Origin of the sequence: Micromonospora sp. URMC 106 (assembly GCF_051386395.1) — a bacterium.
In the GTDB taxonomy this organism is placed as follows: domain Bacteria; phylum Actinomycetota; class Actinomycetes; order Mycobacteriales; family Micromonosporaceae; genus Micromonospora.
In genome coordinates this window covers 1-22,424 of the sequence record NZ_JBPQTP010000110.1, presented here as the reverse complement: position 1 = coordinate 22,424, position 22,424 = coordinate 1, and the positions used below count along the sequence as shown (strand labels likewise).

Genomic DNA, 22,424 nt, shown 5'->3' with positions numbered 1-22,424 from the left:
GCGGCCGGGCGTTGCCCGGCCGCGACGCTTGCACGGGCATGGCTCAGCAGTCCGTACCCCACCAGCACTCGCACGAGCTGTTGCAGGTGCGCCACTTGAACCGGGTGTAGGTGTACCGGCAGCACATCGGAGTGTTGGTGCAGGGCGGCTGGCAGACAGCCGAGGCGGTGGTCTTGGGCAGCATCAGCGCCAAGAACCGGTCCGCCAGTGCGCCGACGTGACGGGTCATGTGTCCCTCCAATCGTGATCTAGACTGATGGTGGACGATAGGTGGGCCTGCTACAGGGCGAATACAGCGTCGATACAACCGTTACGCGCCAACCGTTGCGGACCTTCGTACCTCGTTCCTAGGGTGCTGGCCGTGGTGGACCCGATTCGAGCCGAGGTGCCTTGAGCCTGCGATTCCAGCTGCTCGGCCCACTCCGGATCATCGCCGCCGGTCGGGCCGTCCCGGTCGGGCCGCAGAAGCAGCGGGCGATGCTCGCCGCCCTGTTGCTGTCGGCCAACGAGCGGGTGTCGCTGGACCGCCTCGTCGGCGAGCTGTGGGACCAGCCGCCGCACTCGGCGGTGGCGAACCTGCGCACCTACGCCAGCGGGCTGCGCCGGTTGCTCACCGAGCTGGACGACGAGCCCATCGGCGACCGGTTGACCGCCAACGCCGCCGGATACCAGCTGCGGGTCGACCCGGAAGAGCTGGACCTGCACCGCTTCCAGGCCGCGACCGAGCTGGGCCGCGCGGCCCTCGCCAGCGGTGACCACGCGGGGGCCACCGCGCGGTTCCGCGAGGCGCTGGACCTGTGGCGGGGCCGGCCGGCCGAGGACGTCCGTCCGGGGCCCGAACTCGGTGCCCGGATCACCCTGCTCGAGGAGCAACACCTGTCGCTGGTCGAGGACCTGATCCAGGCGCGCCTCGCGCTCGGCGAGCACGCCTCGGTGACCGGCAAGCTGCGGCTGCTGATCACCGCCCACCCGTACCGGGAGCGGCTGCGTCACCAGCTCATGCTGGCGCTGTACCGGTCCGGCGACGCGCCGGCGGCCCTCACGGCGTACGCGGAGACCCGCGCGGCCTTCGCCGACCAGCTCGGACTCGAACCCGGAACGGAACTGTCCCGGCTGCACCTGGCCATCCTCCGCCGGGATCCGGAGCTGTCCACACCGGACGCCGCGACGGAGTCCCCGCCACCGGCCCCCGCGCCCGAGAGCCCACCCGGGCAGGCCGAACCGCCGCGGCAGCTGCCGCCGGACCCGGCGGCGTTCGTCGGCCGGGTCGACGAACTGCGCGCCATCGAGCGGGCCTGCACCGCCGCGAACGGGCCGCGGACGGGCCCGGCGGTGGTCGTGCTGCACGGCCCGGGCGGGATGGGCAAGACCACCCTGGCGGTACGCGCCGCGCACCGGCTCGCGAGCCACTACCCGGACGGACAGCTGTACCTCGAACTACAGGGCGGGACCCCGGGCATGCCCGGCGTCGATCCGCTGGCGGCGCTCGGTCAGTTGCTGCGCGCGCTCGGGGTACCGGCCAGGGACGTGCCGCTGGAACTGGGCGAGGCGGCCGCGCGGTTCCGGTCGGAGACCGCCGCCCGGCGGCTGCTCATCGTCCTCGACGGCGCGGCCGGGGCGCAGCAGATCAGGTCTCTGCTCCCGGCGGGCCGGGACTGTGCGGTCCTCGTCACCAGCCGCCGGCCGGCAGGCACCCTCGACGCGCTCCGGCTCCGGTTGGATCGCCTCAGCGACGCCGAGGCGCGTCAGCTCCTCGACGCCCTCTGCGGCGACGGCCGGGTGGCGGTCGATCCCGAGGCGACGGGCCACCTGGTGACGCTCTGCGACGGGCACCCGCTGGCGCTGCGCATCGCCGGAGCCCGGCTCGCGGCCCGCCCCGACTGGTCCGTCGCGGTGCTGGCGGACCGGCTGGACGACGAGCGGGAGCGCCTCGACGAGCTGCGCGCGGACGACCTCGCCATCCGGTCCAGTTTCTGGAACACCTACCGCCAGCTGCTCGACAGCGCCGATCCGGACGACCGCACGGCGGCGGCCGTCTTCCGGTCGCTGTCGCTGCTGCGGGTGCCGGAGATACCGGTGCCGCTCGCCGCGGTCACCATCGGCGTCCCGGAACGGCGCGCGCTGACGCTACTGGACCGGCTCACCGAGACGCACCTGCTGGACGCGGTCGGGCCGGCCCGGTTCCGGTTCCACGACCTGCTCCGGCTCTACGGCGCGGAGCTGGCCGAGGAGACGGATCCGGCCGCCGAGCGCCAACGGGCGGTACGTCGCGGGCTCACCGCGTACCTGACCACGGTGCTGCGCGCGGGCCAACTGTTGCGCCCGCAGCGGGGGGCCGAGCTCGCCACCGGGCCCTCCGTCGTCGAGCTGGGCACGCTCGACGACGCCGTGCGCTGGGTCAACGGCGACCTGGCCGGGATCATCGCGGCCGCACGCCAGGCGTGCGACGCCGCGCCACAGCTGAGCCGGCTGTGCGTGGAGGCGATTCCGTCGATCGTCGTGTGGCTGCAGAAGCACAACCGGTGGGCCGAGGCCGATGCCCTGGTCGCCGTCTGTGAGCAGGCGGCGACGGCCACGGACGACGACGCCGCCCGGGCCAGGGTGCTCGCCCTGCGGGCGACGCTGCACTGGCGTGCCGGGTCCCTGGAGGCGGCATGCGGCGCGTTGGAGTCGGCACTGGAGCTGTGGCGCCGGCTGGGCGATCGCGAAGGAGAGGGGCGGGCGCTGCAGAACCTCGGCTGGTTCCACCACCGGACGGGCTCTCCTCGTCGGGCGGCGGACCTCGTCCGGGCGGCGGTCGGGCTCCTCGCCGACGCCAAGCCGGTGTGGCTCGCGATGGCCCTGCACAACCTGGCCGAGATCGAGTTCGAGCTGGGCAACTTCCCGGCCGCCGACGAACACCTCACCCGCTGCCTGGCGATGCGGCGCGATCACCACGACGCCGTCGGCGAGGCGATCACTCTTGTCGCGCTCGGCCGGACGCACAGCCAACTCGGGCGGCACCTGGACGCGCTGACGGCACTCACCGCCGGCCTGCGGCTGTGCCGGCGGACCGGCAACCGGGAGGACGAGTGGGAGGCGCTGCTCAGCCGCTCGGAGGTGCACCTTCGGCTCGGCGACGTGGCGCTCGCCCACCGGGACGGCGAGGAGGCGCTGACCCTGGCCCGCGCGGTCGGCGACCGGTACGGCGAGGCGGCGGCGCTGCGCCAGCTCGGCCGGGTGCAGGAACGCCGCGGCGAGCGCGCGGCGGCGGACGGGTACGCGCGGCGAGCCAACCGGATCTTCGCCGACCTGCCCGGCCGGCGCGACGGCGTGCTCGAGACGTTCCTTGCCCGCGCGGATCAGTCGGCCGGCGTTCCCGCCTCGGCCGGGACGTAGCCCGCCGCCTGCATCCGGAACAGGGTGGCGTAGGTGCCGTTGGCCGCCAGCAGCTCCTCGTGCCGGCCTGCCTCGACGATCCGCCCGCCCGACAGCGCCACGATCAGGTCGGCGTCGCGCAGCGTACCCAGCCGGTGCGAGATCAGGACACTGGTCCGGTCGGCCCGGTACTGCCGCAGCCGGAGCTGGATGTCGCGCTCGGCCTCGGCGTCCAGGCCGGCGCTCGGCTCGTCGAGGATGAGCAGGTCCCGCGCCGCGGGCAGCACCGACCGGGCGATCGCCACCCGCTGCCACTGCCCGCCGGAGAGCAGCACGCCGGCATCCGCCGGATCGCCGTCCAGTTCGAACACGCGGGACAGCATCGTCTCGTACCCCCGGGGCAGGCCCTGGAGGGTTTCGTGGATGCCGGCCCGCCGGGCGGCGTCCGCGATCCGGGCGGCGTCCTCGGCGCGTACGTGGTCCGGGCCGGCCGGGTCGACGTCGCCGAGCCAGATGTTCTCCGCGGCCGTCAGGTCGTAGGTCATGTAGTCCTGGAACACCGCGCCGATCCGGGCCCGCAGGTCGTCCACGGACAGCTCGCGGAGGTCGACGCCGTCCCACAGGATCGCGCCGCGGGTCGGGTCGTAGAACCGGCACAGCAGCTTGACCAGGGTGCTCTTGCCGGCGCCGTTGTGGCCGACCAGGGCCACCGCCTGACCGGAGGGGATGAAGAGGTCCACGCCCCGCAGCACCCACGGGTGGTCCGGGCCGTAGCGGAACCAGACGTCGCGGAACTCGATGCCCCGCTTCAGCGGGGGCACCGGCAGTGGCCGGGCCGGCTCCGGCAGGTCCGGTGGACAGGTGACGACCTGCTCGTAGTGCCCGAGCAGCAGCATCGACTGGTGGATGCCGGCGAGGTGGTCGATCAGGGTGGCCAGGCTGCTCTGCACCCCCGCGACGGCGGCGATGAAGACGGCCACGTCGCCGACCGTGAGCCCGCCGGACCGGGCGGTGGCGACGGCCCACACCAGGCCACCCCCGGACAGCGCCGCGCTCAGTGCCGCCAGCAGGGCCTGGGCGCGCACCTCCCGCCGCTCGTGGACCCGACGGGCGCCGTTCGCCGTGCTCAGCTCGGCGAGCATCCGGCGGCGGAACAGCCCGCCCAACCGCAGGAGCCGCACCTCCTTCGCCGCGGACAGGCTGGTCAGCAGGCTGGCGTAGAACATCTCGCGCCGCTCCCCCGGCCCGATCTCCCACAACATGTTCGCCCGTCGCCGGCTGAGGCGGAGCTCGGCCACCAGCGCCGGCACACCGCCGGCCGCCACCAGCACGGCCATCACCGGGTTGATCACCACGAGGGTGCCGAGGAAGCCGGTCAGCAGCACGGCGTTCTGCACCAGGCCGAGCAGGCCGTCGACGCAGCGGCTGGGCCCGTCCCGCCCGGCCTGCTCGGCCAGCCGGAGCGTGTTCTGGAACGCCGGCTCCTCCAGCCGGCGCAGGCCCGGGAGGCGGTCGATCGCCGCGTACATCTGGTCGAGCGCGACGACGGCGGCCGAGCGCCCGAGGTCCGCCCGCAGATAGTTCGTCAGGTGCGGCACGAGGGCCAGGCCGACGGAGACCACCGCCAGCGCGGTCGCCACCGCGAGGATCGCGCCGCCGGCCGCGTTCGCGACCCGGTCGAGGACGAGTTTGGTGAGCCAGGCCGCCAGCACCGGAAGCGCGCCCGCGATCGGCGCGAGCAGCACGTACGCCGCCAGGTTGGCCCGCCCACCCCGCCAGACCACCGCGACTGCCCGGGCGGCCCGGGCGATGCTGATCATGGCGAGAGGGTACGGACGCCACCTCCAGGACAGCTACAGCACCGGTACAGGCTGCCCGATCCGGCTCGGGTGCCAGCCCGCCGGGCACGTCCAGGACGTGCCCGGCGGATCCGGGCAGCGGCGTCAGCGCCCGGCGGTGAGGCGGAAGGCGTCGAGGATTGTCTGCTCGACGGTGTTGCCGCCCGCGTCCTCCGCCCTGGCCTTGATGCTGACCGTACCCACGGTGTCGGCCAGGCTCGGAAGCTGGTAGCTCGCGGTGTGGTTTCCGCCGCCCCTCGCGGTCGTCGGGAGCTGCCGCCAGGTGACCCCGCCATCGGTGCTGATGGACAGCGCGACGCTCCTGACCGCCGGCGCGGTGGGCACCTGGTGGTACGCGGCGACCCTGATCTGGTGCCGGCCGGCAGGCCGCGCAGGTGCTCGGCCTCCGCCGGTGAGATGGCGGCGTACGGGATGTCGGGCACCTCCTGCGGGTGGAACCACCAGTCCGGTTCGGTCGGGAGGAGGCAGGTCGTGGTGGGCCACGGCCCTCGGAGGCGTGCTGATCGATGAACTGGATGAGCCCGGTCGAGACCGGTTCGACGAGCACGGCGAGGGCACCCGCGGCCCGTGCCCGCATCAGCTGCGCGGATCCGACGTGCCGATCAGCAGCGGCGCCGCCACCTGGCCGACGCCCGGGTCCGCCGCGCCGGAGTGGGACGTGACCTCGCCGACCACCGCCGCCTCCTACAGCTCGCCTGCGCAGACCTCCACAGTTGTCAATGATCATCGTTTATGCGGTGGCCCGCGGCAAGCGATGTCCTGCCCCTCGTTCGACGGGGCTGGGGCCGGTGGATCGCCACGGGTGGGTCAGAATGACGACATGCCGAGTCGTCTCGCCGCCATCGCCATCGACGCCGTCCAACCGCGACTGATCGCCGACTTCTGGTGCTCTGTCCTCGGCTGGCAGGTTGTCGGTGAGGATGCCGAGGTGATCACCATCGCAGCCTCCGACCGGTCCTGGCCGATGATCGACGTGGCGGCGGTGCCGGAGGGCAAGGTGATCAAGAACCGGTTGCATTTCGACCTGCGTGCCGACGGCGTGTCCACCGCGGAGGAGCTTGACCGGCTGCTCGCCCTCGGTGCGCGACGCGTCGACGTGGGACAGCCCGCCGACGTGAGCTGGATCGTGCTCGCTGATCCCGAAGGCAACGAGTTCTGCCTGCTGTCACGTCCTGTCCAGGAGTTCCAGGACGGCTTCCGGTAGCCTCCGGCATGCTGGTCACGCAGACTGCGGCCGCGTGGACGGTGGCCACCTCCCGATCGTGCGCACCGCGGTCGACGACACGGCGGCCAGTTCGGGCTGCGCGGGCAGAAACACCGTGGCGACACCCAGCGACTGGTTCATCGCGGCGAGCTGGTACTCGGCCCGAAGGTCGGTGGTGTTACGCACGCCGCGGACGATCACTCCCACCTCATGGCGACGGCAGTAGGTGGAGGTCAACCCGCTCCAGGCCGCGACGGTGACGGAGGTCCACTCGACCGGCAGGATGGCCCGAACAGCGGCCGCCCGCTGCTCTTCGTCGGCGCCCGGGTGCTTGCTGCTGTTGACCGCGACGAGCACGACCACCTCGTCGAAGAGGCCGCGTGCCCGGTCCACCACGTTCAAGTGTCCCGGAGTGAAGGGATCGAAGCTGCCGGGGTAGACGGCTCGCACGCGTACGCGACCAGGGGTGCGTGCCATCGAACGTGGCCCTGCCAATGGTTCGGGGGTCACGGCCGCAAGACCCGCTGCGCGTCGCGGAGGACCTGCTCAGAGGCCAGCGGGGCCCACGAGGCGAACAGTTCTTGGACATACGTGCCGTGCCGGTCCGCCACCGATCGACATAGGTGGGCGTACAGGTTGCCCCCGGGATACGCGATCTGCTCGGCTCCATGCCCGCGGAGCCGGACCCACACGCCTTCGTCGGTGCCCATGGCCCGACTGTAGGTACCGGCTGTCGGATTCGCTGGCCCCTGGGTGTGGGCGATATGTCACAGCGCCGCGGACACGTCCGGCACCCGCCGGGCGGAAGGGCGGCAAACCCCAGCACCTCAACGTCACCTGCCTCCGGTGTGGGGCGTGGCACGAGCACGAGGACGGCCAAGGCGTGCTGACCTGAGTCCCGGCAGGAGGCCCGCGGCCGCTACGCCGGAGGGAGAGACCTACTCAGCGCTCCCGATCGCGACCGGGGCGCCGAGGTGGCTGACGAGGAAGCGGGCGGCACGGTCGAGCGCGGCGTCCGCCTCGTCGAGACGCCCGTGCTCGTGCTGGTACACGTGCGGGAGGCCCGGCCCGATCTCCAACGTAACCTCGACGTCGGCGGCGCCCGCGCGGCCGGCCAGGCGGACCGCGTCGTCGAGCAGCACCTCGTTCGCCCCGACCTGCACGAGCAGCGGGGGCAGGCCGGAGAGGTCGGCGAAGACCGGGCTCGCCAGGGGATGGCTCCGGTCGCCCGCGCCGACGTAGAGATCCGCGTACGCGCGCACGTCGGCCTCGGTGAAGATCGGGTCAGCGTCCTCCTTGGCGCGCATGCTCGCTCCGGAGAGGGTGAGGTCGACCCACGGGGAGAAGACGACCACGGCGGCCGGCTGCGGCAGTCCCGCCTCCCGGGCGGCGAGCAGGGTGGCGATGCTCAGGCCGCCGCCGGCCGAGTCACCGGCCACGATGAGTTCCCGCGGGTCGGTTCCGGCGGCCAGCAGGTCGCGGTAGGCGGCGAGCCCGTCGTCGACCGCCGCGGGGAAGGGGTGCTCGGGAGCCAGCCGGTAGTCCACCGACGTCGCCCGCAGTCCGGCGCGGGCGGCGAGTTCACCGGTCAGGCCGGCGTGGGTGTCCGGTGAGCCGATGACGTAGCCGCCGCCGTGGAAGTAGAGCAACCGGCCGCGGTCTGCCGCTCCGGCCGGCTCCAGGTCCAGGGCGGGCCGCCCGCCCAGGACGGTCCTGCGGGTGACCACGCCGTCCGGTGCCGCTCGCGTCACGGCCGTGGCGAACGAGGTGCGCTGCTGCGCGGGGGTGGGCTGGGTCTCGCTGGGCGGGACGGAGCGGAGCAGGGCATCCAGGGCTTGGCGCTGCTGTCGGGACATGGCGGGCCTCCAGTGGGTCGGGATGCGAGGATGGATTCTTCGGAATCCATCTGTCCGACCCAACCGGCTTCCAAGGAAGATGATTCCCCGGAATCTATTGGTGGTTCTATGAGTCACGTCACCCCCGTCTTCCTCGATCTCGTCCGCGTGGAGACCCGGCTCTACAACGCGGTCGGCGCCCGCCTGCGCGCCGCACACGGCCTGGCGCTGGGCCAGTTCGAGTTCCTGCAGATCATCGACCGGGTGGACGGGTGCCGCGTGCTCGACATCGTGCGCGAGCTGGCGATCACCGTGGGAGCGGTCAGTAAGGCGGTCGACCGGCTGGTGGACGCGGGCTGGTGCGTGCGGGTCGCGCACCCGCAGGACCGCCGCTCCTCCGTGCTGCGCCTCACGCCCGAGGGCGAGAAGGTGCTGGCGGCCTCCCGGCCCGTGGTGGAGAGCGCGCTCGCCGCACTGACCGGGACGGTTCCCGCTGCCGACCTGAGACGCCTCGCCGGCATCCTGGCCGCCCTCCGCGCGAGCCTCGAGGCGGACGACCGGGGTCAACCGGGCTGAAGGAGCGAGTCGTCCCGATCGCAGCGAGCAGTCACGATCGGACATCACTCGCGGGAGCCACGGCCGGCTTCGGGCCCTACCGGCGGACGAAGCGACCAGCGCCGCACTGACCGAGCTCGTCAGGTGGTGAACACCATCCGCTCATTCCCCTGACCGTGCGCCACCCGGCGTCCGGCCCAGACCGCCTGAGACTCTCGGCATGACCTGCCGTCGGCACTCCGCGCTGCCGCCCGGCGTTCGGGAGGGCATCGTCAGCCCGGGGCCTTCTCGACGCCGGCTCGTTCGCGCGCAGCGAGGATGTCCGGGACGTGCGCCTCGGCCCACTGTCGTACGGCACGCAGCGGAACCAGCAGGGAACGGCCGAGCTCGGTCAGGGCGTATTCGACGTGCGGCGGGTTGCCACCCAGGTCGGTACGGGCGAGCAGGCCGTCAGCCTCCATGGCGCGCAGCGTCTCGGTGAGGGCCTTGGGGGTGATCCCGCGGATGTGCGCTTTGAGTTCGGTGAACCGCATCGGTCCGGCCTCCAGCGCGTTGACGGCGAACACCGTCCAACGCGCCCCGATGCGGTGCAGCACGGTGCGACTCGGGCAGGTCGCCGCCATGACGTTGTACGCCTTGCCCACGGGTGTCCTCCCGGTAGCGTTGAAGATACCGGTAGCAAATGTATACCGTCCCGGTCATGAGCGAGCATCTGACAGGCAAGCGGATCCTGGTCGTCGGCGGCGCCCGCGGTATCGGCGCTGAGATCGTCCGGCGCACCGGGCAGGCCGGCGCCGACGTCGTCGTCGCGACACGGTCTGGCCCCGAAGTCCGGATCGACGTCACCGACGAGACCACCATCGCGCGGGCCGCGGAGTCGCTCGGCACCTTCGACCACGTGATCTCCACCGCGTCGGCTCACCATGACGTGCCGGTGCCCGACCTGGAACCCGACAAGATCCAGGCCGCGTTCTCCGCCAAGGTCGTCGGCCCGCTGCTGCTGGCCAAGCACTTCGCCCCACGGATGCCTGCCGACGGATCGTTCCTGTTCTTCTCCGGCATTGTCGGTTGGCGGCCCAAGCCCGGCACCGTCGTCAAAGGTACTGCGAATGCTGCCCTGGCCGCGCTGGTCACCCACCTGGCCGTCGAACTCGCGCCGCTGCGTGTCAACGCCATCGCGCCCGGCATCACCGACTCCGGCACCTGGGACCGGCTTCCGAACGAGCGCCGCCGCGCCCTGTACGACAGCGCCGCCGCGGCCTCCCTCGCAGGCAGGGTCGGGACGCTCGAGGACGTCACCGACACCGCCCTGTGGCTCCTGAGTGCGGGATGGGTGACAGGCGAGACGGTCCATGTCGACGGCGGTGCCCGGCACCGCTGATCCCAGCGCCACCAGTGCCGTGGAAACCACCACCAGGATCCGTCCCCGCGCCCTTCTCCGTGCCTGCGGAGGTCCCCGCTACGCCGTCGCCCTGGCCGTACAGACCCGGTGCGACAACAAGGCGGGCATCCGGCCGATCACCATCCACGACGCCCGGCGCACCTGCCCCTCGCTGCTCCCCGACCTCGACGTCCACCCGCGAGTCGCCATGCAGGTGCTCCGGCACGCCCGCTCATTGGGGGGTTGTGCGGGCGCGGCGGTATTCGCCGGGCGTCACAGCGAAATGGCGCCGGAAGGCCAGGTGGAAGCCGACGGCCGAGCGGTAGCCGACCCGTTCGGGAAGCACGCCGAGCGGCAGGGCGGTCTCGTTCAGGAGGCGGGCCGCCTCGCGCATCCGGCGGCCGGTCAGGTGGCGGGCCGGGGCCTCGCCGACGAGGCGGGTGAATGTGGTCGCGAACGCCGACCGTGACATGTTCGCCTCCCGGGCCAGTGACTCCAGCGTCCACGGCTCGTCGAAGCGGGTCTGGATCGCCAGCAGGGCACGGCCGATCGCCGGGTGCCGCAGCGCCTGCAGCGCGGGCGAGGCGTCGGCGAGCCTGCCCACCGCCACCCGCAGCGCCAGCACGAAGACCAGCTCGAACGAGCGCAGCGCCACCAGCCGGGCGCCGGGCGCGTCGTCCCGCGTCCCGTCGGCGAGACGGTCGAGGGTGCCGGCCAGCAGTGGCTCGCCGGCCAGCATCTCACGGTCGAGCACGAGGACCTCCGGCAGCGCACGATACAGCGGTGACACGGCGCTCTCGTCGTAGTGCAGCCCGCCGCACAGCAGCTCGGTCGCCGGGCCCGGGCCGTCCACGCGGACCTCGGTGGTCGTCCCGGCAGGGCGGCCGGGGAGCAGCAGGTCGATCGGGGTCGTGGCGCGGCCGGGCCGGTCCGTCAGCTCGTGCGCGGTGCCGTGCGGGAAGACCGTGAGCTCGCCCGCGCCCAGGGTGATCGGGTCGGATCTGCCGGGCACGGTAATCGCGCACTCGCCGGAGTGCACGTAGTGCAGGATCGCGTTCCGTTCCTGGTCGCCGCGCAGGCCCCAGGGCGCGCGAGCTTTCCAGCGGCTGGCGAACACGCCCTTGAGGCGCAGCGGCGCCAGCAGTTCTCCGAGCAGATCGGCCCCGGGCGAGGACATCTCCCGCACCTCCACGGTCATGGACGATCCTTAAACGAACCAGGACTCATGCTTATAGAACGTACAAGAGGGTTCCCGACAGTCTGGAGGGTATGAGCGATACCTACTTGGTGATCGGCGCGGGCGGCGCGCAGGGCGGAGCGGTCGCGCGGCGGCTGCTGAGGGACGGGCACCGCGTGCGCGGCTTCGGCCGGAGCGCGGCGGGCCGTCCGGTGTGGACTGGGTGCGCGGCGACCTCGCGGACCCCGCCGCCGTACGGGCCGCGTTCGATGGGGTGACGCGGGCCTCGGTGACGTTGCCCATGGAATTCGATCCGGCAGCGGTGGCCCGGCATGTGGACAACGTCGTCGCGGCGGCCGATGACCTGGAACGACTGGTGTTCAACACCGGTAACCGGATTCCGGTGACACGGACGGGCGTTGCGGCCTTCGAGTCGAAGCGGGACGCGGTCGAGGCCCTCCTGTCGTCCGGCGTCCCGACCATCGTGCTGCGTCCACCCGTCTACCTGGACAACCTGGCCGCTCCCTGGGCACGGGCAGCCCTGGCCAACGGACTCCTTCCCTACCCGCTTCCGGAGGGCCACCGGGTCGCCTGGCTAACCCACGACGATCTCGGCGCCCTTACGGCCGCCGCGTTCGACTGCGACGACTTGACCGGAACGGCCATCGACGTGGGCGGAAGGGACGCGGTGACCGGCCCCGAACTGGCGGCCGCCTTCGCCTCCGTGCTCGGCCGGGAGATCCGGTACGTGCCGCTGCACGCCGACACGTTCGAGGAAGACATGGCACCCATGCTCGGCGCGGCCGTCGCAGCGGGCGTGTCCGACACATACCGGTGGCTGGCCGCGCCCGAGGGCATCGGTCTCTACGAAGGCGACGCGGACAAGGTCGAAGCGCTCTTCGGCGTCGAACTAACACCTCTGCGCACCTGGATCGAGAGGAACACCAGGACCGAGCGGAACGCCGGGGCCGTGCTGTGAACGGCGCCGTCGATGAAATCGTCCAGCATCATCGCTTCATTGAGAGCTGGCTGCGTGGCGAGGCGAACCCGGCCGACATCCGTTCCTTTCTCGACATGCACACGCCGGACTTCACGTGGTACGACCCGGACGGCTCGCTCAAGACCCTGCCCGACATGGTGCCGATGATGAAAGAGGTCCACGGAGCCGCCCCGGGCCTCGTCCTGGAGATCCGCGACCGGCGCGTACTGCTGGACGAGGACGGCATGGTCGTGGCCGCCTACGAGGAGCACCAGCGGACGCCGACCTCGTCCAACGCCCGCCGTGCCGTGGTGATCTTCGCGTCCGCGCCCGACGCCCGCAACGGCCTGCGCTGGCGTCACCTGCACGAAACCTGGATCACCTGAAGCAGGACCAGGATCGCGGCGAGCGCGCACCACACCGACCGGCCCGCCGCGGTCCTCCCGGGCGCCGGCCGATGACGGTGCGCCCGCTGATGGCGGCCTCTGATGACGCGAGCGCGAGGACGCCGGGCCGCAGGCCGGTACCGTCCGGGTGCACACATCCGCTCGTCGGCACGCCCAGATGTATGCACCCGGATGTTCACTACCGTCGCCGGTACCGGGCCGGCCCTGACGTTGGTTCGCGCCCGATCACGAGCGAGCGCGCACGGACCGCCGCGCGATGCAGTCCGGCGCGTGGCCACCGCGCCTCCCGCCCCGGCTGAGGCCCACGGCGGCTCATCGGTCTCAGGTACCGGACCGGAAGGCGATCGTGAACGGCAAGTTTGCCGGTGCGGTCGCGGGAAACGCGGGCGACCAGGCGCCGGACGTCGGGAAGTCCGCGGTTGGCATCGACGCGGAACGTCCCGTCGCCGGCGTTGACGAGGCCGGAATGGCAGTGGACGCAGCGGAACGGGGGCAGGGCAAGGCTCGTGTGCCGAAGGGTCCAGGACAGCACGATATGAGGACGCGTAGACATGATCTCCCTGAAGACCTGACAGAGGGCATGGGAAGGAGCCGACGGCGACGTCGGCGACCGATGCACGGGAAAGTTGTCAGGTCTAAAGGGCAGGCGGCGTCACGCGGGGCCAAGTCCTCTCGCAAGTCGGAGGGCGAAGAAGATGCAGGTGCACGGTAGGGCGGGGCGGGCCGGCCAGGCCACCCATTTTGTTCTGGTGCCGAGCACCGAAGGCGCGGCGCTGCCCGCGCTCACCCTCGGTGGGTCCGTTCTCGCCGAGGGGTTGCGTTCACTGATGCTCGGCGGTCGACGCCGGCCCCAGGAACAGAACGGGTTCTCGGGCGGGTTTGTGGCGGCGCGCCAAGCACACTGTTCTCCGTACCGACCGTGTGCGCCAAGCCTGACGGCACGCTCACCAGACCGGATTGTCCCCGGATCCCGACCGGTCCACCCAGCACTGGGCGCAGATCGGTCCCGGTGAACCACCACACGCACTCGGCGGCTGAGCGCACCCGGGGTGCTGAGGTCCTTCTGCTGCCTTCCCGCTTCCTCCGAAGGCTGGCCCTCAGTAACGAGTCAAGGCCCTCTACCGGGAACCTCGATTGGCCGCGACCGACGTGAGCACGCCTCCTGCGTGTCATCCTCAGTTCGCGTGTGAGCGTTGCTCCAGAGAAACGATCGCTAGCCGGGTGTCGCGTCGCATCCGCGCCTTTCGGCGAGGCGCCGGGCTTGTCCTGTGTGTATGTCGCTCACCCACTCCCAGCCAGGCTTGGCCGACGGGCCGATCCGTGGATCGTCGGGAGCACGGCCGTCTCGCAAAGCACGCAAGTAGGCGCGGTCCTGTTCGATCCGCGCGGGTACCTGGTCGGCCCTGCCTACGGACCCGTGCCCCGGAACGAGGACATCGACCTCGTCCGCCACGCCCTCCAGCAGGCTGAGCCCCGTGAGGTAATCCTCGACCGGGTCGTTGGTGCCGTTGAAGTCGTCGAGCATCGGAATGAAGACGTCAGACAGCATGTCGCCAGCCACGAGAACCCCCCGCTCCTCGATCAGGAGTGCCGCATGGCCCAGGGAGTGAGCAGGATGCTCGATGATCCGGGCCCGAGGGCCATCCCAGGGAATCTGCACAGTTCCGGTGGGCAGACCGGTGATCAGGCCGAACAGGTCAAGCGGCACCTCCTCGGCGATCTCCGGCGGTAGCGCCTCGGCGGCGCGGGCCTTCCAGTCCGCGCGGGACCGCAGATCCCGCATGACATCCGCGCAGCGCGCTGTGCCGTACCGGGGCACCTCGCCCAGTTCGGCGTGCCAGAGCACGTGATCCCAATCAGGGTGGGTCGCGAAACCTGCGACAACGCGCTGGCCGAATCGGCCAGGTCCTTTGCGAGGCAGCGCATTTCGCCGTCCGTGAGCCCCGGATCGATGATCAACACGCCGGCCCGGCCCTGCACAACAACGGCATTGTTCTGGAGCAACTTGCTGTGGTGGATCAGTACACCCTCCGCGACCTGTGTCAGCACGGGTGGTTCCTTCCGCTCGTGGTCTGCCGCCGCCTGTCGGGGCCGTACTCCGTGAAGACGGCCGTCTCGTGCCGAGCGACTCAGCTCACCAGTGCTCGTTGCAGGACGGCGCGGAGGTAGCCCGGATCAGCGGGGCCGTTGTCGAGCAGGATGGCAGTGCAGAGCCCGTCGGAGGCGGCGACCACGCCGGCGATGGCTGTCGGATCGTCGGTGAGGGTGGCGGCCAGCTCGGCGACGTTCTCCCGCCACCGACGCGCCACCGGACGCAGTGCGGGCCTGCGGGCGGCGAGGGTGGCGAGCTCACGTTCCGCCAACGCGCGTTCACGCCCCGCGCCGGCGGTTTCCGCGATGAGTTCGGCCAGGCCGGCGAGCTTGTCTCCGGGCGTGTCGATGATCTGGCGGATCCGGGCGGTATAGGCATCGGCGACGCTGGTCAGGGCGGCGACGAGGAGGTCGTCGAGGGTGGCGAAATAGTACGTGCTCAGGCTTGTGGTGATGCCGGCCTGCCTGGCGACGGTGCGATGGGTGACCCCCGCGGCGCCGTCGCGGGTGACCACCGCCAGGGTGGCTTCGATGATCTCGGCTCGGCGTCTGGCTCCACGGGCGAAACGCCCGTCGACGTGCTCGGCGCCGTCGTCGTCGGTCATGCCACCTCCTCCTCCCACCCACCCCCAGGGTAGTCGGACCATCGTTCAACCAATCGCCTCCGTCTCCTGCTCGTGCTGCTCGTGCCCGAGTCGCGGCAGGTGACGCAGCATGCGCAGGCACAGGACGGTGGCGGCGGTGATCGCTAGCCCGGCGACCAGGGAGGCGATGTTCACGCCCGTGGCGAAGGCCAGCTGCGCGTCGACCAGCGCGCCTGCCGGCAGGTCATCGGCGATGGCGACGGTCGCGCCGAGGCTGTCGGCGAGCGCGGCGGTCTCGCTCGCGGAGAGGGCCTCTGGCACGGTGACGTTGTCACGGTAGACGGCCGTGGTGAGGCTACCCAGGATCGCGACGCCGATGGCGATGCCGAGTTCCTGGACGGTCTCCGACAGTGAGGCCGCCGAGCCGGACTTCGACGCCGGGGCGGCGCCGACCACGATCTCGGTGCCCAGGGCGGCGATCGCGCCAAGACCGAGGTAGACGAAGGCGAACCCGGCCGCGACCGGCAACTCGTCATGCAGGCCGGCGGTGGCCAGCAGCCCGTAGCCGATCAACGAGACGCCCAGGGTGCCGCCCATCACGTAACCGGGACGGATGCGTCGAGCCAACATCGGCGCACCGACACCGGCGGCGAACATCGCCAGCGCCGGGGGCCCCATCCAGAGGCCCGCCACGAACGGAGTCAGCCCCTCCACCAGTTGCAGGTACTGGGTCACCAGGTACATGGTGCCGCCCACCCCGACGAGCCCGATGAGCAGCACGGTCAACGCGGCGCTGAACGCCCGGTTCCGGAACAGGGTGACATCGAGCAGTGGATCGGCCAGGCGGTGTTGCCGGCGCCAGAACGCCGCCCCGGCGATCAACCCCACCATCACGGCGATGACGACGCTCGCGTCGAATCGCTCGGCGGCGGCACGCTTGACCGCGTAGACGATCGGCAGGATCACCGCCAGCGACAACGCCACGCTGCTCAGGTCGAGCCGCCCCGCCCGCGGGTCGGCGTATTCGGGCAGCAGCACCCGACCCAGCGTCAGCACGACGACCGCGATCGGCACCGCCACGAGGAACGCCGCCCCCCACCAAAACCTGTCCACCAGCGCCCCGCCCAGGATCGGACCGGCAGCCATGCCCACGGCGAACATCGTGGCCCACACCCCGATCGCCACCGCCCGCTGCCGCGCGTCGGTGAACATGTTCGAGATCAGCGACAGCGTCGAGGGCATCAGCGTCGCACCCGCGATCCCCAACAGCGCCCGTGCCGCGATCAACAGTTCCGGATTCGGCGCGAAGGCGGCGAACACCGACACCGCCGCGAACGCGGTGACGCCGATCAGCAACAACCGGCGCCGCCCCAGCCGGTCCCCCAGCGTGCCCATGGTGACGAGGAATCCCGCCAGCAGGAAGCCGTAGGCGTCCATGATCCACAGCGTCTGCGTCGCCGAGGGCCCGAGGTCAGCCGCCATGGCCGGCAGCACCAGGTACAACACCGTCACATCCAGCCCCAGCAGCACCGTCGGCAACGCCAACAGCGCCATGCCCGCCCATGCTCGCGCAGCCGCCGGCGCGGTTACCTGCCCCGTCATCGATCCCCCTCACCCCTGCACACTCGGTAATTGGACCTTCGTACAAATAGTATTAACGTACAAGTAGTTGTGACGAGGGTCGCGGTAGGGGGCCCGAGCGGGAACCGCTGGGTCGGGAGTCGCTGCTGCCACTGCTGCTGTCGACACCCGCCTGGCTCACCGCTTGCCGCCGAGGGGCGGGTGTGGATGCGGGCGGCTGAAGCACCTGCGAGCCGGAGTCGTGCGACGTGCAGCCCGGGTGACCCGCGGCCCAGCAGATCACCGTCACCACACCCGCCCACCCCGACCGCCCCTTCGAAGGGTGGGGTCGGATTCATGAGGTGTAAATGCGGCGTGCCCGTCATGCGTGGGGAAGGTGTGGAGCAGGTACAGAAGGAGTTCGCCGAGTTTTACCGAGCCAGTAGGGACGGCTGCCTACGTGCGGTGCTCGCTGTCGTCGGCGGGGATGCTCATCTCGCGGAGGAGCTTGTAGCCGAGGGTTTCGCCAGGGCCTTCACGCGCTGGGGAGAGGTTTCGCGTCACCCGGCGCCGGCGGCGTGGGTGGTCCGGACTGCCCTTAACACGCGGGTGTCCTGGTGGCGCAAGCGCCGACGAGAGGTGCCGTTGACCGCGTACGACGACCGGTCGATTCCTGCCTCGGAGGGTGGCGTCGATGCGAGTCTGCTGGAGGCGGTACGGCTCCTGCCTCGCCGGCAGCGGGAGGTGCGACGCTGGGGTCCCGTGGGCACCCGGTCAGCCGTGTCCGGAGACAGGGCACCCACGGCAGGACGACCCGGCCGCCAAGCTGGGTAGCCCCACGAGCAACTTAGGACGCAATGTGCGCAGGGTCAACAGCTACGACACATAGCGTTGTAAGTTCGGCCTGAGGTGTGGTCTGCTTGCACCAGCCGCCAAGCTGGGAGCACCACCTATGTCTGAAGCTGCCTACCTACAGGTCGCCCGAGATATCCGCGAGCAGGTCAGCTCCGGCCAGTTGAAGCCGGGCGACAAGCTGCCCTCGTTCGCCGCCCTCTGCGAGCACTACGAAGTCAGCAACACCGTCATTCGCGCTGCCATGCTCCTGCTCAAGGCCGAGGGCCTGATCGACGGCCGGCAGGGCAAGGGCGTCTACGTCGCCAACCCGCTTCCCCGGTAAGCCGGGATCGCTCTCGAGGCGCGGACGCCTGGCTTACAAGTGCTGGGCGCCTCGTCCGGCCAGGTTCGTTCGTCTCCGGCCTCGGGCAACCGTCCGACACCGCTCGGGAGAGTCCGGCTCCGTCCGCGCCGGTTACTGTCATCGTTGCTGTCGGCAGCAGCACCCTGGCCCGTCAGTCAGGTGGTCGTGTCGACACTGCCGCCGTCATCGAACCATGACGGAGCGGTGTAGAGGTCGGCAACCTCGGCTGCCGGCACCTTTGCCACCACGATGCCAACGCGTCGTGGATTGTTCGGCGTCCGCCAGTCGATCACCATCTGATCCTGCTCATCAGCATCTGCCTCGACCAACACGTTGAAGATCAGCTGGCCGTCTTCTTCGCTGTACGCGTCAGCCGCCAGTTCCATGGTCCCGCCAGACCGCAGGGTCACGATCCACCGACTAGGGACTCCCGCAGCGAACTCCACGGCAGCAGACACTAGCTATATCCGGCGTACAGGTCGACTCGTCCGTCGCCCACCAGGTCAGCCGCTAGCACCTGGCGGCTGACCTGGTGTTTCTTCGGGTGCTGCTGGTCGTCCTCAGTCATCATTGGTCGGCCTTTGGCAGCCCAGCGACGGCCCAGACGGCCGGGAGACGGCTCAGGACGACCTCTCGTTTGTAAGTTCTAGGCGCTCCGTTCGGGACGGTCCGTGCACGTCTGCGGCCTCGGGCGGCTGTCCACGCTCGGCAGCCGGCCGCTGCCCTCGTTCTGGCCGGTTGCTGTCAGCTTTGCTGTCGGGGCTATCGATGTGCAGGGCTTGGGAGCCCCGCACCGGCGGGGCTCCCCGGACTCGGCCCGGCTCGAACGGGCTGCCACCCTCTCCATCTTGCGGGCGTGGTCATCCGGAGCCACCACGCATTGGGCGAGGACAGCCGGATTCAACCAGGCGACGTGCTCGGACGGCAACGCTTAACTCAGACGTTGAAGCGGAACTGCGAGCCGTGATTGGTTCCCAGCGGGAATAGGGCTCGACACCTGCTCACACGGCGTCGCAGGTTGCCAGGGCTGCTCACTGGTCGACAACGTTTGACAGTGTCTCGTGCCCCCTGTGTGCCCCAGACAGCCACGCGTCGACCAAGGGTGAGACCTGGCCGGATCAGCCCGGTGATGAGTTCCGCCGGGCTGCTGCGCTGCGAGGCGATCGCATGGGCCGACGAAGACTGGCCGGGGTGGGTCCGTGTGCGCCTGGTCGACGCCGACGGACGAACGTGGTTCTTCGTCGACAAGGTCCCGATCTTCTTCGTGGATGACGACATCCCTCCTGGCGCTTCTCTCCCCCGGCCGGCGTTCGTGAGGTGCTATGTCGTCAGTCAGCAGGAGGATCAGAGCCTGATCGTTACAGTGCCGGACCACGTAGAAGCTGAGGACGGAACCACCCAATTCCGGGTCCGACCCAGCCAACTAGCGCGGCGAGCGTGACCTCATCAACTTGAACTGTCAGCTGTCTGGCTTCGGTCCAGCATCGTTCTGTGTGTCATACTTCCCGACATGGCTTCACGTCGAAGGGACCGTGCCGCGTAGGCGGCCTGTGGCGTTACGCGCCGCTAAACCCAGTCGTCGGCAGGTGCACGAGTCCCGTGCGCACCTTCAGGGGATTTCTGGCAAGGTCGTCGCCGACATTGTTCGGCTGGAGCGCCAAAACAACCGGTTGCGCCCGGGTGATATCGGCCGTGCCCTTCGGGGTTGGACCGGTATAGCGCGAGGTCCGGCCCGTCAACTGCTGGATGATTTTGGCGGCTGCCCCTGCGGCTGCACCTCGGACTATCGGGAAGTGTTGGACATTGCTCTGCGGTCGCTACCTAGGCGAGCGGCGCGGGAGCTGCGCCGCGTCATCAGTGAGGCTGATGATCTATTCCTCAGTCGAACCCTGGCTAATCCCTGGGCCGATCCCCGCGCCCCTTGGTGGGAGCAGCGGCTGTGAACGCCCAAGATGGCCGCCTCTCCGGGTCGCAGCCTCTGCGCGCATACTGCTTGAGCAAGTGCTCCCCTCAAGCCATCCCGTCTGCCATCGACCCGCCCTCCTGGAAAGCGGGCCGCCGCCCGGCCCGCCACGTCAAGCGGACCTTGACACAGGTTCGGACGCTGGCGGGCCGGGCGGTGTTCTGCTCGGCTTGCCCGGGTCGATGGCAGGCGGGATGGCCTCCCGCAACCACCCACGGACCGTGACCCGCCGACGCAGCCCCGGCCATCCTTGAGCCGGAGCGCCCCCGCCGGAGGCGCCCTAACCGCAACCCCGCGACCGCCGCCAGCTCGCCGACGCGGCCGGCGTGCGCTCCCCTACGCCGCGCGGGCTGCTGGCCGCGCGGCCCGGCCGGCTGCCGGCCCACCCTGCCACGGTCAACGCTGCTGTCGTTCGGCGGAGGCCCTCCGGGCTTCCCGCTGTCCGCGCCAGCCGCCGGGCATCAGGCGTGACGGCCGCAGAGTGCCAGCGGCAGCGACCGGCGCGCGCCCAGGCGGCGTGTGCGGCCCGTCAAGGGCCGCCTTGATAGACGTAAGGAAAGTCCTCCCACATCAGCCGGCAGCCGGCCTACCTGCCCGATTTCACGTGTGGCGATGGCCGTCGGAGGCGAATGGGATCAGTCTGGCTGCTACGTCCTCGAAGTCGCCGAAGCCACTGACGGTTTGCAGCAGGCCATGCGTCTGGTAGTAGGCGCGCAACGGCTCGATCTGCTCCTGGTGGTTCTCCTGTGAATGCATGTACATAAGCAGGAGTTCCTGACGTCGCTCGGCTAGCTGGGGTTCCAGTTCTATCCGTCGTTCTACCCGGCGGTGAACGGCGAGGCGGAGTTGGTCCTCAGCCAGGACGAGTTCGATCACTGTGTCGGGGACATGGCCGCTCTGCGTCAGCAACTCAGCCTGACGGATATGGCGAGGGAAGTTGTACAGCACCCAGCCACGGTCGACGTTGGCTAGGGCGTCAGCGACGGCTCTGATCATCAGCTCATCCGGGACAAGATGACCGGCCTGCATATACCCGTTCGCCTCTTCACCCAGCGGAGTCTGCTGCTGCACGTGCTCGCGGAAGACGTTGCCTGCGCTGATGACCTGTAAGCCGCTGGTGTCTGCCAGAGCCGAGGCAGCGGACGCCAGGTCGACTACCGGCCCGGCGATGAGGGCCACGTTGGGCATGTGCACTCCCATGTTGGGGACGCCGAAGAGCCAAGCTAGCAGCACAGGTGGCACATCACGTGAGATGTGGACGTGGAGCATCAGCCCGGATGCGGCAGGTCGGAAGCCGCCCCTCGATGCCGGTGGCCGAGTCACGGCGGGTTGACGTGTCGGTACCCGGTGCTACTCTGGCGCTCGTCGAGCACGTCCAGCGCGGCCCTCTTGCCGGATCGCTGGACTCAACGTTGGAGATGCCGAGCGGCCTTCCTGCCGCTGATGCGGGCCACGTCCCGCCGGCTTCCAATCACCGTCCCAGAATCCGCTGAGCGGCCCAGTACGGCCTTCCCTGCCGTCCACGATGGCCGGATTCGCCTATCTCCACGGGCGGGGGGCAGCCTGCGGGTTAGCCGGCATTCCAGGCTCCCCACCCTGCCAGCCTCACTCGTCAGATCCACGATCGCGAAAGGACACGACCCATCGGCGGAACGTGGCACCACCAAGGGCGTCCCCGCCTCGGTCGGTCGGCATCCGGTCGTCTTCGCCACCTTCACCGCGCCGTCCTTCGGCCCGGTCCACCACGGGCACGTCCCCCGCCACACCTGCCGCAACCGGCAGCGCTGCGACTGCCGTCCGGCTCCCTGCCGTGCTCGGAGCAGCGCCGGCACCTGCCGGCACGGGCAGCCGACGGCGTGCTTCGCCCGTCACGAGGCCGACGATCCGCGGCTCGGGCAGCCGTTGTGCCTGGACTGCTACGACCACGACCACCAGGTCGTCTGGAACTACTTCGCCGGAGAGTTGCGGCGGCGCACCAAGCAGGCCATAGAACGGCACCTCGCCGCGCTGTGCCGCCGACACGGCATCCCCTTCGTCGAGGTCATCACCGGCTCCGGCAAGGTGCGCCGGCTGCCGCCGGTCCGGGTGTCACACGGGAAGGTCGCCGAGATGCAGCGGCGGGCTGCTGTGCACTTCCACGTGCTGCTGCGCCTCGACGGCGTCGACTCCGACGACCCGGACGCGCTCGTGCCGCCGCCGGCCGGCATCACCGTCGACGACCTGGACGAAGCCGTCCACGCCGCCGCTCGCCAGATCACCGTCACCACGCCCGCC

21 protein-coding genes and 2 pseudogenes are annotated in these 22,424 nt (G+C 70.7%); 10 read left to right on the top strand and 13 right to left on the bottom strand.

Annotated features, from left to right (window positions below):
- Positions 1–43: 43 nt before the first annotated feature.
- Positions 44–229: a hypothetical protein gene (locus tag ACSNOB_RS26185; protein ID WP_393104281.1), complete on the bottom strand. Its 186-nt coding sequence runs from the start codon at positions 227–229 to the stop codon at positions 44–46.
- 161 nt (positions 230–390) lie between these two features.
- Between ACSNOB_RS26185 and ACSNOB_RS26180 the strand changes: the two genes are divergently transcribed.
- Complete coding sequence (locus ACSNOB_RS26180) at positions 391–3,378, top strand: BTAD domain-containing putative transcriptional regulator (RefSeq protein WP_436689299.1); 2,988 nt, start codon at positions 391–393, stop codon at positions 3,376–3,378.
- Here the strand turns inward: ACSNOB_RS26180 and ACSNOB_RS26175 are convergent.
- Both ACSNOB_RS26175 and ACSNOB_RS26170 read right to left on the bottom strand, forming a co-directional pair.
- Positions 3,342–5,177: an ABC transporter ATP-binding protein gene (locus ACSNOB_RS26175; RefSeq protein ID WP_436689297.1), complete on the bottom strand. Its 1,836-nt coding sequence runs from the start codon at positions 5,175–5,177 to the stop codon at positions 3,342–3,344. The genes ACSNOB_RS26180 and ACSNOB_RS26175 overlap by 37 nt on opposite strands.
- Before the next feature lie 123 nt (positions 5,178–5,300).
- On the bottom strand, positions 5,301–5,540 hold the full coding sequence (locus ACSNOB_RS26170) for a hypothetical protein (RefSeq protein ID WP_436689295.1): 240 nt from the start codon (positions 5,538–5,540) through the stop codon (positions 5,301–5,303).
- Positions 5,541–5,712: 172 nt separating this feature from the next.
- Between ACSNOB_RS26170 and ACSNOB_RS26165 the strand changes: the two genes are divergently transcribed.
- Positions 5,713–6,420: a VOC family protein gene (locus ACSNOB_RS26165; protein ID WP_436689293.1), complete on the top strand. Its 708-nt coding sequence runs from the start codon at positions 5,713–5,715 to the stop codon at positions 6,418–6,420.
- Between the two features lie 15 nt (positions 6,421–6,435).
- On the opposite strand, the gene coaD is transcribed toward ACSNOB_RS26165, so the two are convergent.
- From coaD to ACSNOB_RS26150, 3 genes are all read right to left on the bottom strand, one after another.
- Complete coding sequence (gene coaD / locus ACSNOB_RS26160; RefSeq protein ID WP_436689291.1) at positions 6,436–6,897, bottom strand: pantetheine-phosphate adenylyltransferase; 462 nt, start codon at positions 6,895–6,897, stop codon at positions 6,436–6,438.
- Between the two features lie 29 nt (positions 6,898–6,926).
- The gene (locus tag ACSNOB_RS26155) at positions 6,927–7,130 is read right to left on the bottom strand and encodes a hypothetical protein (protein WP_436689289.1); all 204 of its coding nucleotides are present in this window, start codon (positions 7,128–7,130) and stop codon (positions 6,927–6,929) included.
- Positions 7,131–7,358: 228 nt separating this feature from the next.
- On the bottom strand, positions 7,359–8,276 hold the full coding sequence (locus ACSNOB_RS26150) for an alpha/beta hydrolase (RefSeq protein WP_436689287.1): 918 nt from the start codon (positions 8,274–8,276) through the stop codon (positions 7,359–7,361).
- Between the two features lie 108 nt (positions 8,277–8,384).
- Between ACSNOB_RS26150 and ACSNOB_RS26145 the strand changes: the two genes are divergently transcribed.
- Positions 8,385–8,831, top strand: a complete 447-nt coding sequence (locus ACSNOB_RS26145; protein ID WP_436689285.1) for a MarR family winged helix-turn-helix transcriptional regulator — start codon at positions 8,385–8,387, stop codon at positions 8,829–8,831.
- Positions 8,832–9,082: 251 nt separating this feature from the next.
- Here ACSNOB_RS26145 and ACSNOB_RS26140 read toward each other — a convergent pair whose 3' ends face one another.
- Complete coding sequence (locus tag ACSNOB_RS26140) at positions 9,083–9,454, bottom strand: winged helix-turn-helix transcriptional regulator (protein WP_436689283.1); 372 nt, start codon at positions 9,452–9,454, stop codon at positions 9,083–9,085.
- Between the two features lie 56 nt (positions 9,455–9,510).
- Between ACSNOB_RS26140 and ACSNOB_RS26135 the strand changes: the two genes are divergently transcribed.
- Both ACSNOB_RS26135 and ACSNOB_RS26130 read left to right on the top strand, forming a co-directional pair.
- Positions 9,511–10,191, top strand: a complete 681-nt coding sequence (locus ACSNOB_RS26135; protein ID WP_436689281.1) for an SDR family oxidoreductase — start codon at positions 9,511–9,513, stop codon at positions 10,189–10,191.
- Positions 10,192–10,291: 100 nt separating this feature from the next.
- A pseudogene (locus tag ACSNOB_RS26130) lies at positions 10,292–10,423 on the top strand (site-specific integrase); the annotation flags it as partial.
- Here the strand turns inward: ACSNOB_RS26130 and ACSNOB_RS26125 are convergent.
- Positions 10,424–11,389 carry an AraC family transcriptional regulator gene (locus tag ACSNOB_RS26125; RefSeq protein WP_436689279.1) on the bottom strand — a complete coding sequence of 322 codons (966 nt, stop codon included), beginning with the start codon at positions 11,387–11,389 and terminating at the stop codon, positions 10,424–10,426. It lies immediately after the preceding pseudogene.
- 193 nt (positions 11,390–11,582) lie between these two features.
- Here ACSNOB_RS26125 and ACSNOB_RS26120 point away from each other — a divergent pair, with 193 nt between their 5' ends.
- Positions 11,583–12,347: an NmrA family NAD(P)-binding protein gene (locus ACSNOB_RS26120; RefSeq protein ID WP_436689277.1), complete on the top strand. Its 765-nt coding sequence runs from the start codon at positions 11,583–11,585 to the stop codon at positions 12,345–12,347.
- Positions 12,344–12,733 carry a hypothetical protein gene (locus ACSNOB_RS26115; protein WP_436689275.1) on the top strand — a complete coding sequence of 130 codons (390 nt, stop codon included), beginning with the start codon at positions 12,344–12,346 and terminating at the stop codon, positions 12,731–12,733. Before ACSNOB_RS26120 ends, ACSNOB_RS26115 begins: the two co-directional genes overlap by 4 nt.
- Before the next feature lie 1,234 nt (positions 12,734–13,967).
- On the opposite strand, the gene ACSNOB_RS26110 is transcribed toward ACSNOB_RS26115, so the two are convergent.
- The 3 genes from ACSNOB_RS26110 to ACSNOB_RS26100 all read right to left on the bottom strand — a co-directional run bounded on the left by ACSNOB_RS26110 (position 13,968) and on the right by ACSNOB_RS26100 (position 17,031).
- Entirely contained in the window at positions 13,968–14,600 is a 633-nt protein-coding gene (locus ACSNOB_RS26110; protein ID WP_436689273.1) for an MBL fold metallo-hydrolase, read from the bottom strand.
- 283 nt (positions 14,601–14,883) lie between these two features.
- Complete coding sequence (locus tag ACSNOB_RS26105; protein WP_393104325.1) at positions 14,884–15,450, bottom strand: TetR/AcrR family transcriptional regulator; 567 nt, start codon at positions 15,448–15,450, stop codon at positions 14,884–14,886.
- Between the two features lie 45 nt (positions 15,451–15,495).
- Positions 15,496–17,031 carry an MFS transporter gene (locus tag ACSNOB_RS26100; protein ID WP_436689270.1) on the bottom strand — a complete coding sequence of 512 codons (1,536 nt, stop codon included), beginning with the start codon at positions 17,029–17,031 and terminating at the stop codon, positions 15,496–15,498.
- 186 nt (positions 17,032–17,217) lie between these two features.
- Here ACSNOB_RS26100 and ACSNOB_RS26095 point away from each other — a divergent pair, with 186 nt between their 5' ends.
- Together ACSNOB_RS26095 and ACSNOB_RS26090 are read left to right on the top strand one after the other, a co-directional pair.
- The gene (locus tag ACSNOB_RS26095; RefSeq protein ID WP_436689268.1) at positions 17,218–17,823 is read left to right on the top strand and encodes a sigma factor; all 606 of its coding nucleotides are present in this window, start codon (positions 17,218–17,220) and stop codon (positions 17,821–17,823) included.
- 118 nt (positions 17,824–17,941) lie between these two features.
- Positions 17,942–18,166 carry a winged helix-turn-helix domain-containing protein gene (locus ACSNOB_RS26090; RefSeq protein ID WP_026268779.1) on the top strand — a complete coding sequence of 75 codons (225 nt, stop codon included), beginning with the start codon at positions 17,942–17,944 and terminating at the stop codon, positions 18,164–18,166.
- A 176-nt stretch (positions 18,167–18,342) separates the two neighbouring features.
- On the opposite strand, the gene ACSNOB_RS26085 is transcribed toward ACSNOB_RS26090, so the two are convergent.
- On the bottom strand, positions 18,343–18,573 hold the full coding sequence (locus ACSNOB_RS26085; RefSeq protein ID WP_436689266.1) for a hypothetical protein: 231 nt from the start codon (positions 18,571–18,573) through the stop codon (positions 18,343–18,345).
- A 2,177-nt stretch (positions 18,574–20,750) separates the two neighbouring features.
- Positions 20,751–21,338, bottom strand: a complete 588-nt coding sequence (locus ACSNOB_RS26080) for a nucleoside monophosphate kinase (protein WP_436689264.1) — start codon at positions 21,336–21,338, stop codon at positions 20,751–20,753.
- Between the two features lie 477 nt (positions 21,339–21,815).
- On the opposite strand from ACSNOB_RS26080, the pseudogene ACSNOB_RS26075 reads away from it, so the two are divergent.
- Positions 21,816–22,424, top strand: a pseudogene (locus ACSNOB_RS26075) (replication initiator); the annotation flags it as partial.

What these genes read in the sequence shown, in the direction of transcription:
- ACSNOB_RS26185 (WP_393104281.1), bottom strand. Translation starts at nt 229, where the DNA reads ATGACCCGTCACGTCGGCGCACTGGCGGACCGGTTCTTGGCGCTGATG.
- ACSNOB_RS26175 (WP_436689297.1), bottom strand. Translation starts at nt 5,177, where the DNA reads ATGATCAGCATCGCCCGGGCCGCCCGGGCAGTCGCGGTGGTCTGGCGG.
- coaD (WP_436689291.1), bottom strand. Translation starts at nt 6,897, where the DNA reads ATGGCACGCACCCCTGGTCGCGTACGCGTGCGAGCCGTCTACCCCGGC.
- ACSNOB_RS26155 (WP_436689289.1), bottom strand. Translation starts at nt 7,130, where the DNA reads ATGGGCACCGACGAAGGCGTGTGGGTCCGGCTCCGCGGGCATGGAGCC.
- ACSNOB_RS26150 (WP_436689287.1), bottom strand. Translation starts at nt 8,276, where the DNA reads ATGTCCCGACAGCAGCGCCAAGCCCTGGATGCCCTGCTCCGCTCCGTC.
- ACSNOB_RS26145 (WP_436689285.1), top strand. Translation starts at nt 8,385, where the DNA reads ATGAGTCACGTCACCCCCGTCTTCCTCGATCTCGTCCGCGTGGAGACC.
- ACSNOB_RS26135 (WP_436689281.1), top strand. Translation starts at nt 9,511, where the DNA reads ATGAGCGAGCATCTGACAGGCAAGCGGATCCTGGTCGTCGGCGGCGCC.
- ACSNOB_RS26125 (WP_436689279.1), bottom strand. Translation starts at nt 11,389, where the DNA reads ATGACCGTGGAGGTGCGGGAGATGTCCTCGCCCGGGGCCGATCTGCTC.
- ACSNOB_RS26105 (WP_393104325.1), bottom strand. Translation starts at nt 15,450, where the DNA reads ATGACCGACGACGACGGCGCCGAGCACGTCGACGGGCGTTTCGCCCGT.
- ACSNOB_RS26100 (WP_436689270.1), bottom strand. Translation starts at nt 17,031, where the DNA reads ATGACGGGGCAGGTAACCGCGCCGGCGGCTGCGCGAGCATGGGCGGGC.
- ACSNOB_RS26095 (WP_436689268.1), top strand. Translation starts at nt 17,218, where the DNA reads ATGCGGGCGGCTGAAGCACCTGCGAGCCGGAGTCGTGCGACGTGCAGC.
- ACSNOB_RS26090 (WP_026268779.1), top strand. Translation starts at nt 17,942, where the DNA reads ATGTCTGAAGCTGCCTACCTACAGGTCGCCCGAGATATCCGCGAGCAG.
- ACSNOB_RS26085 (WP_436689266.1), bottom strand. Translation starts at nt 18,573, where the DNA reads ATGGAACTGGCGGCTGACGCGTACAGCGAAGAAGACGGCCAGCTGATC.
- ACSNOB_RS26080 (WP_436689264.1), bottom strand. Translation starts at nt 21,338, where the DNA reads ATGCCCAACGTGGCCCTCATCGCCGGGCCGGTAGTCGACCTGGCGTCC.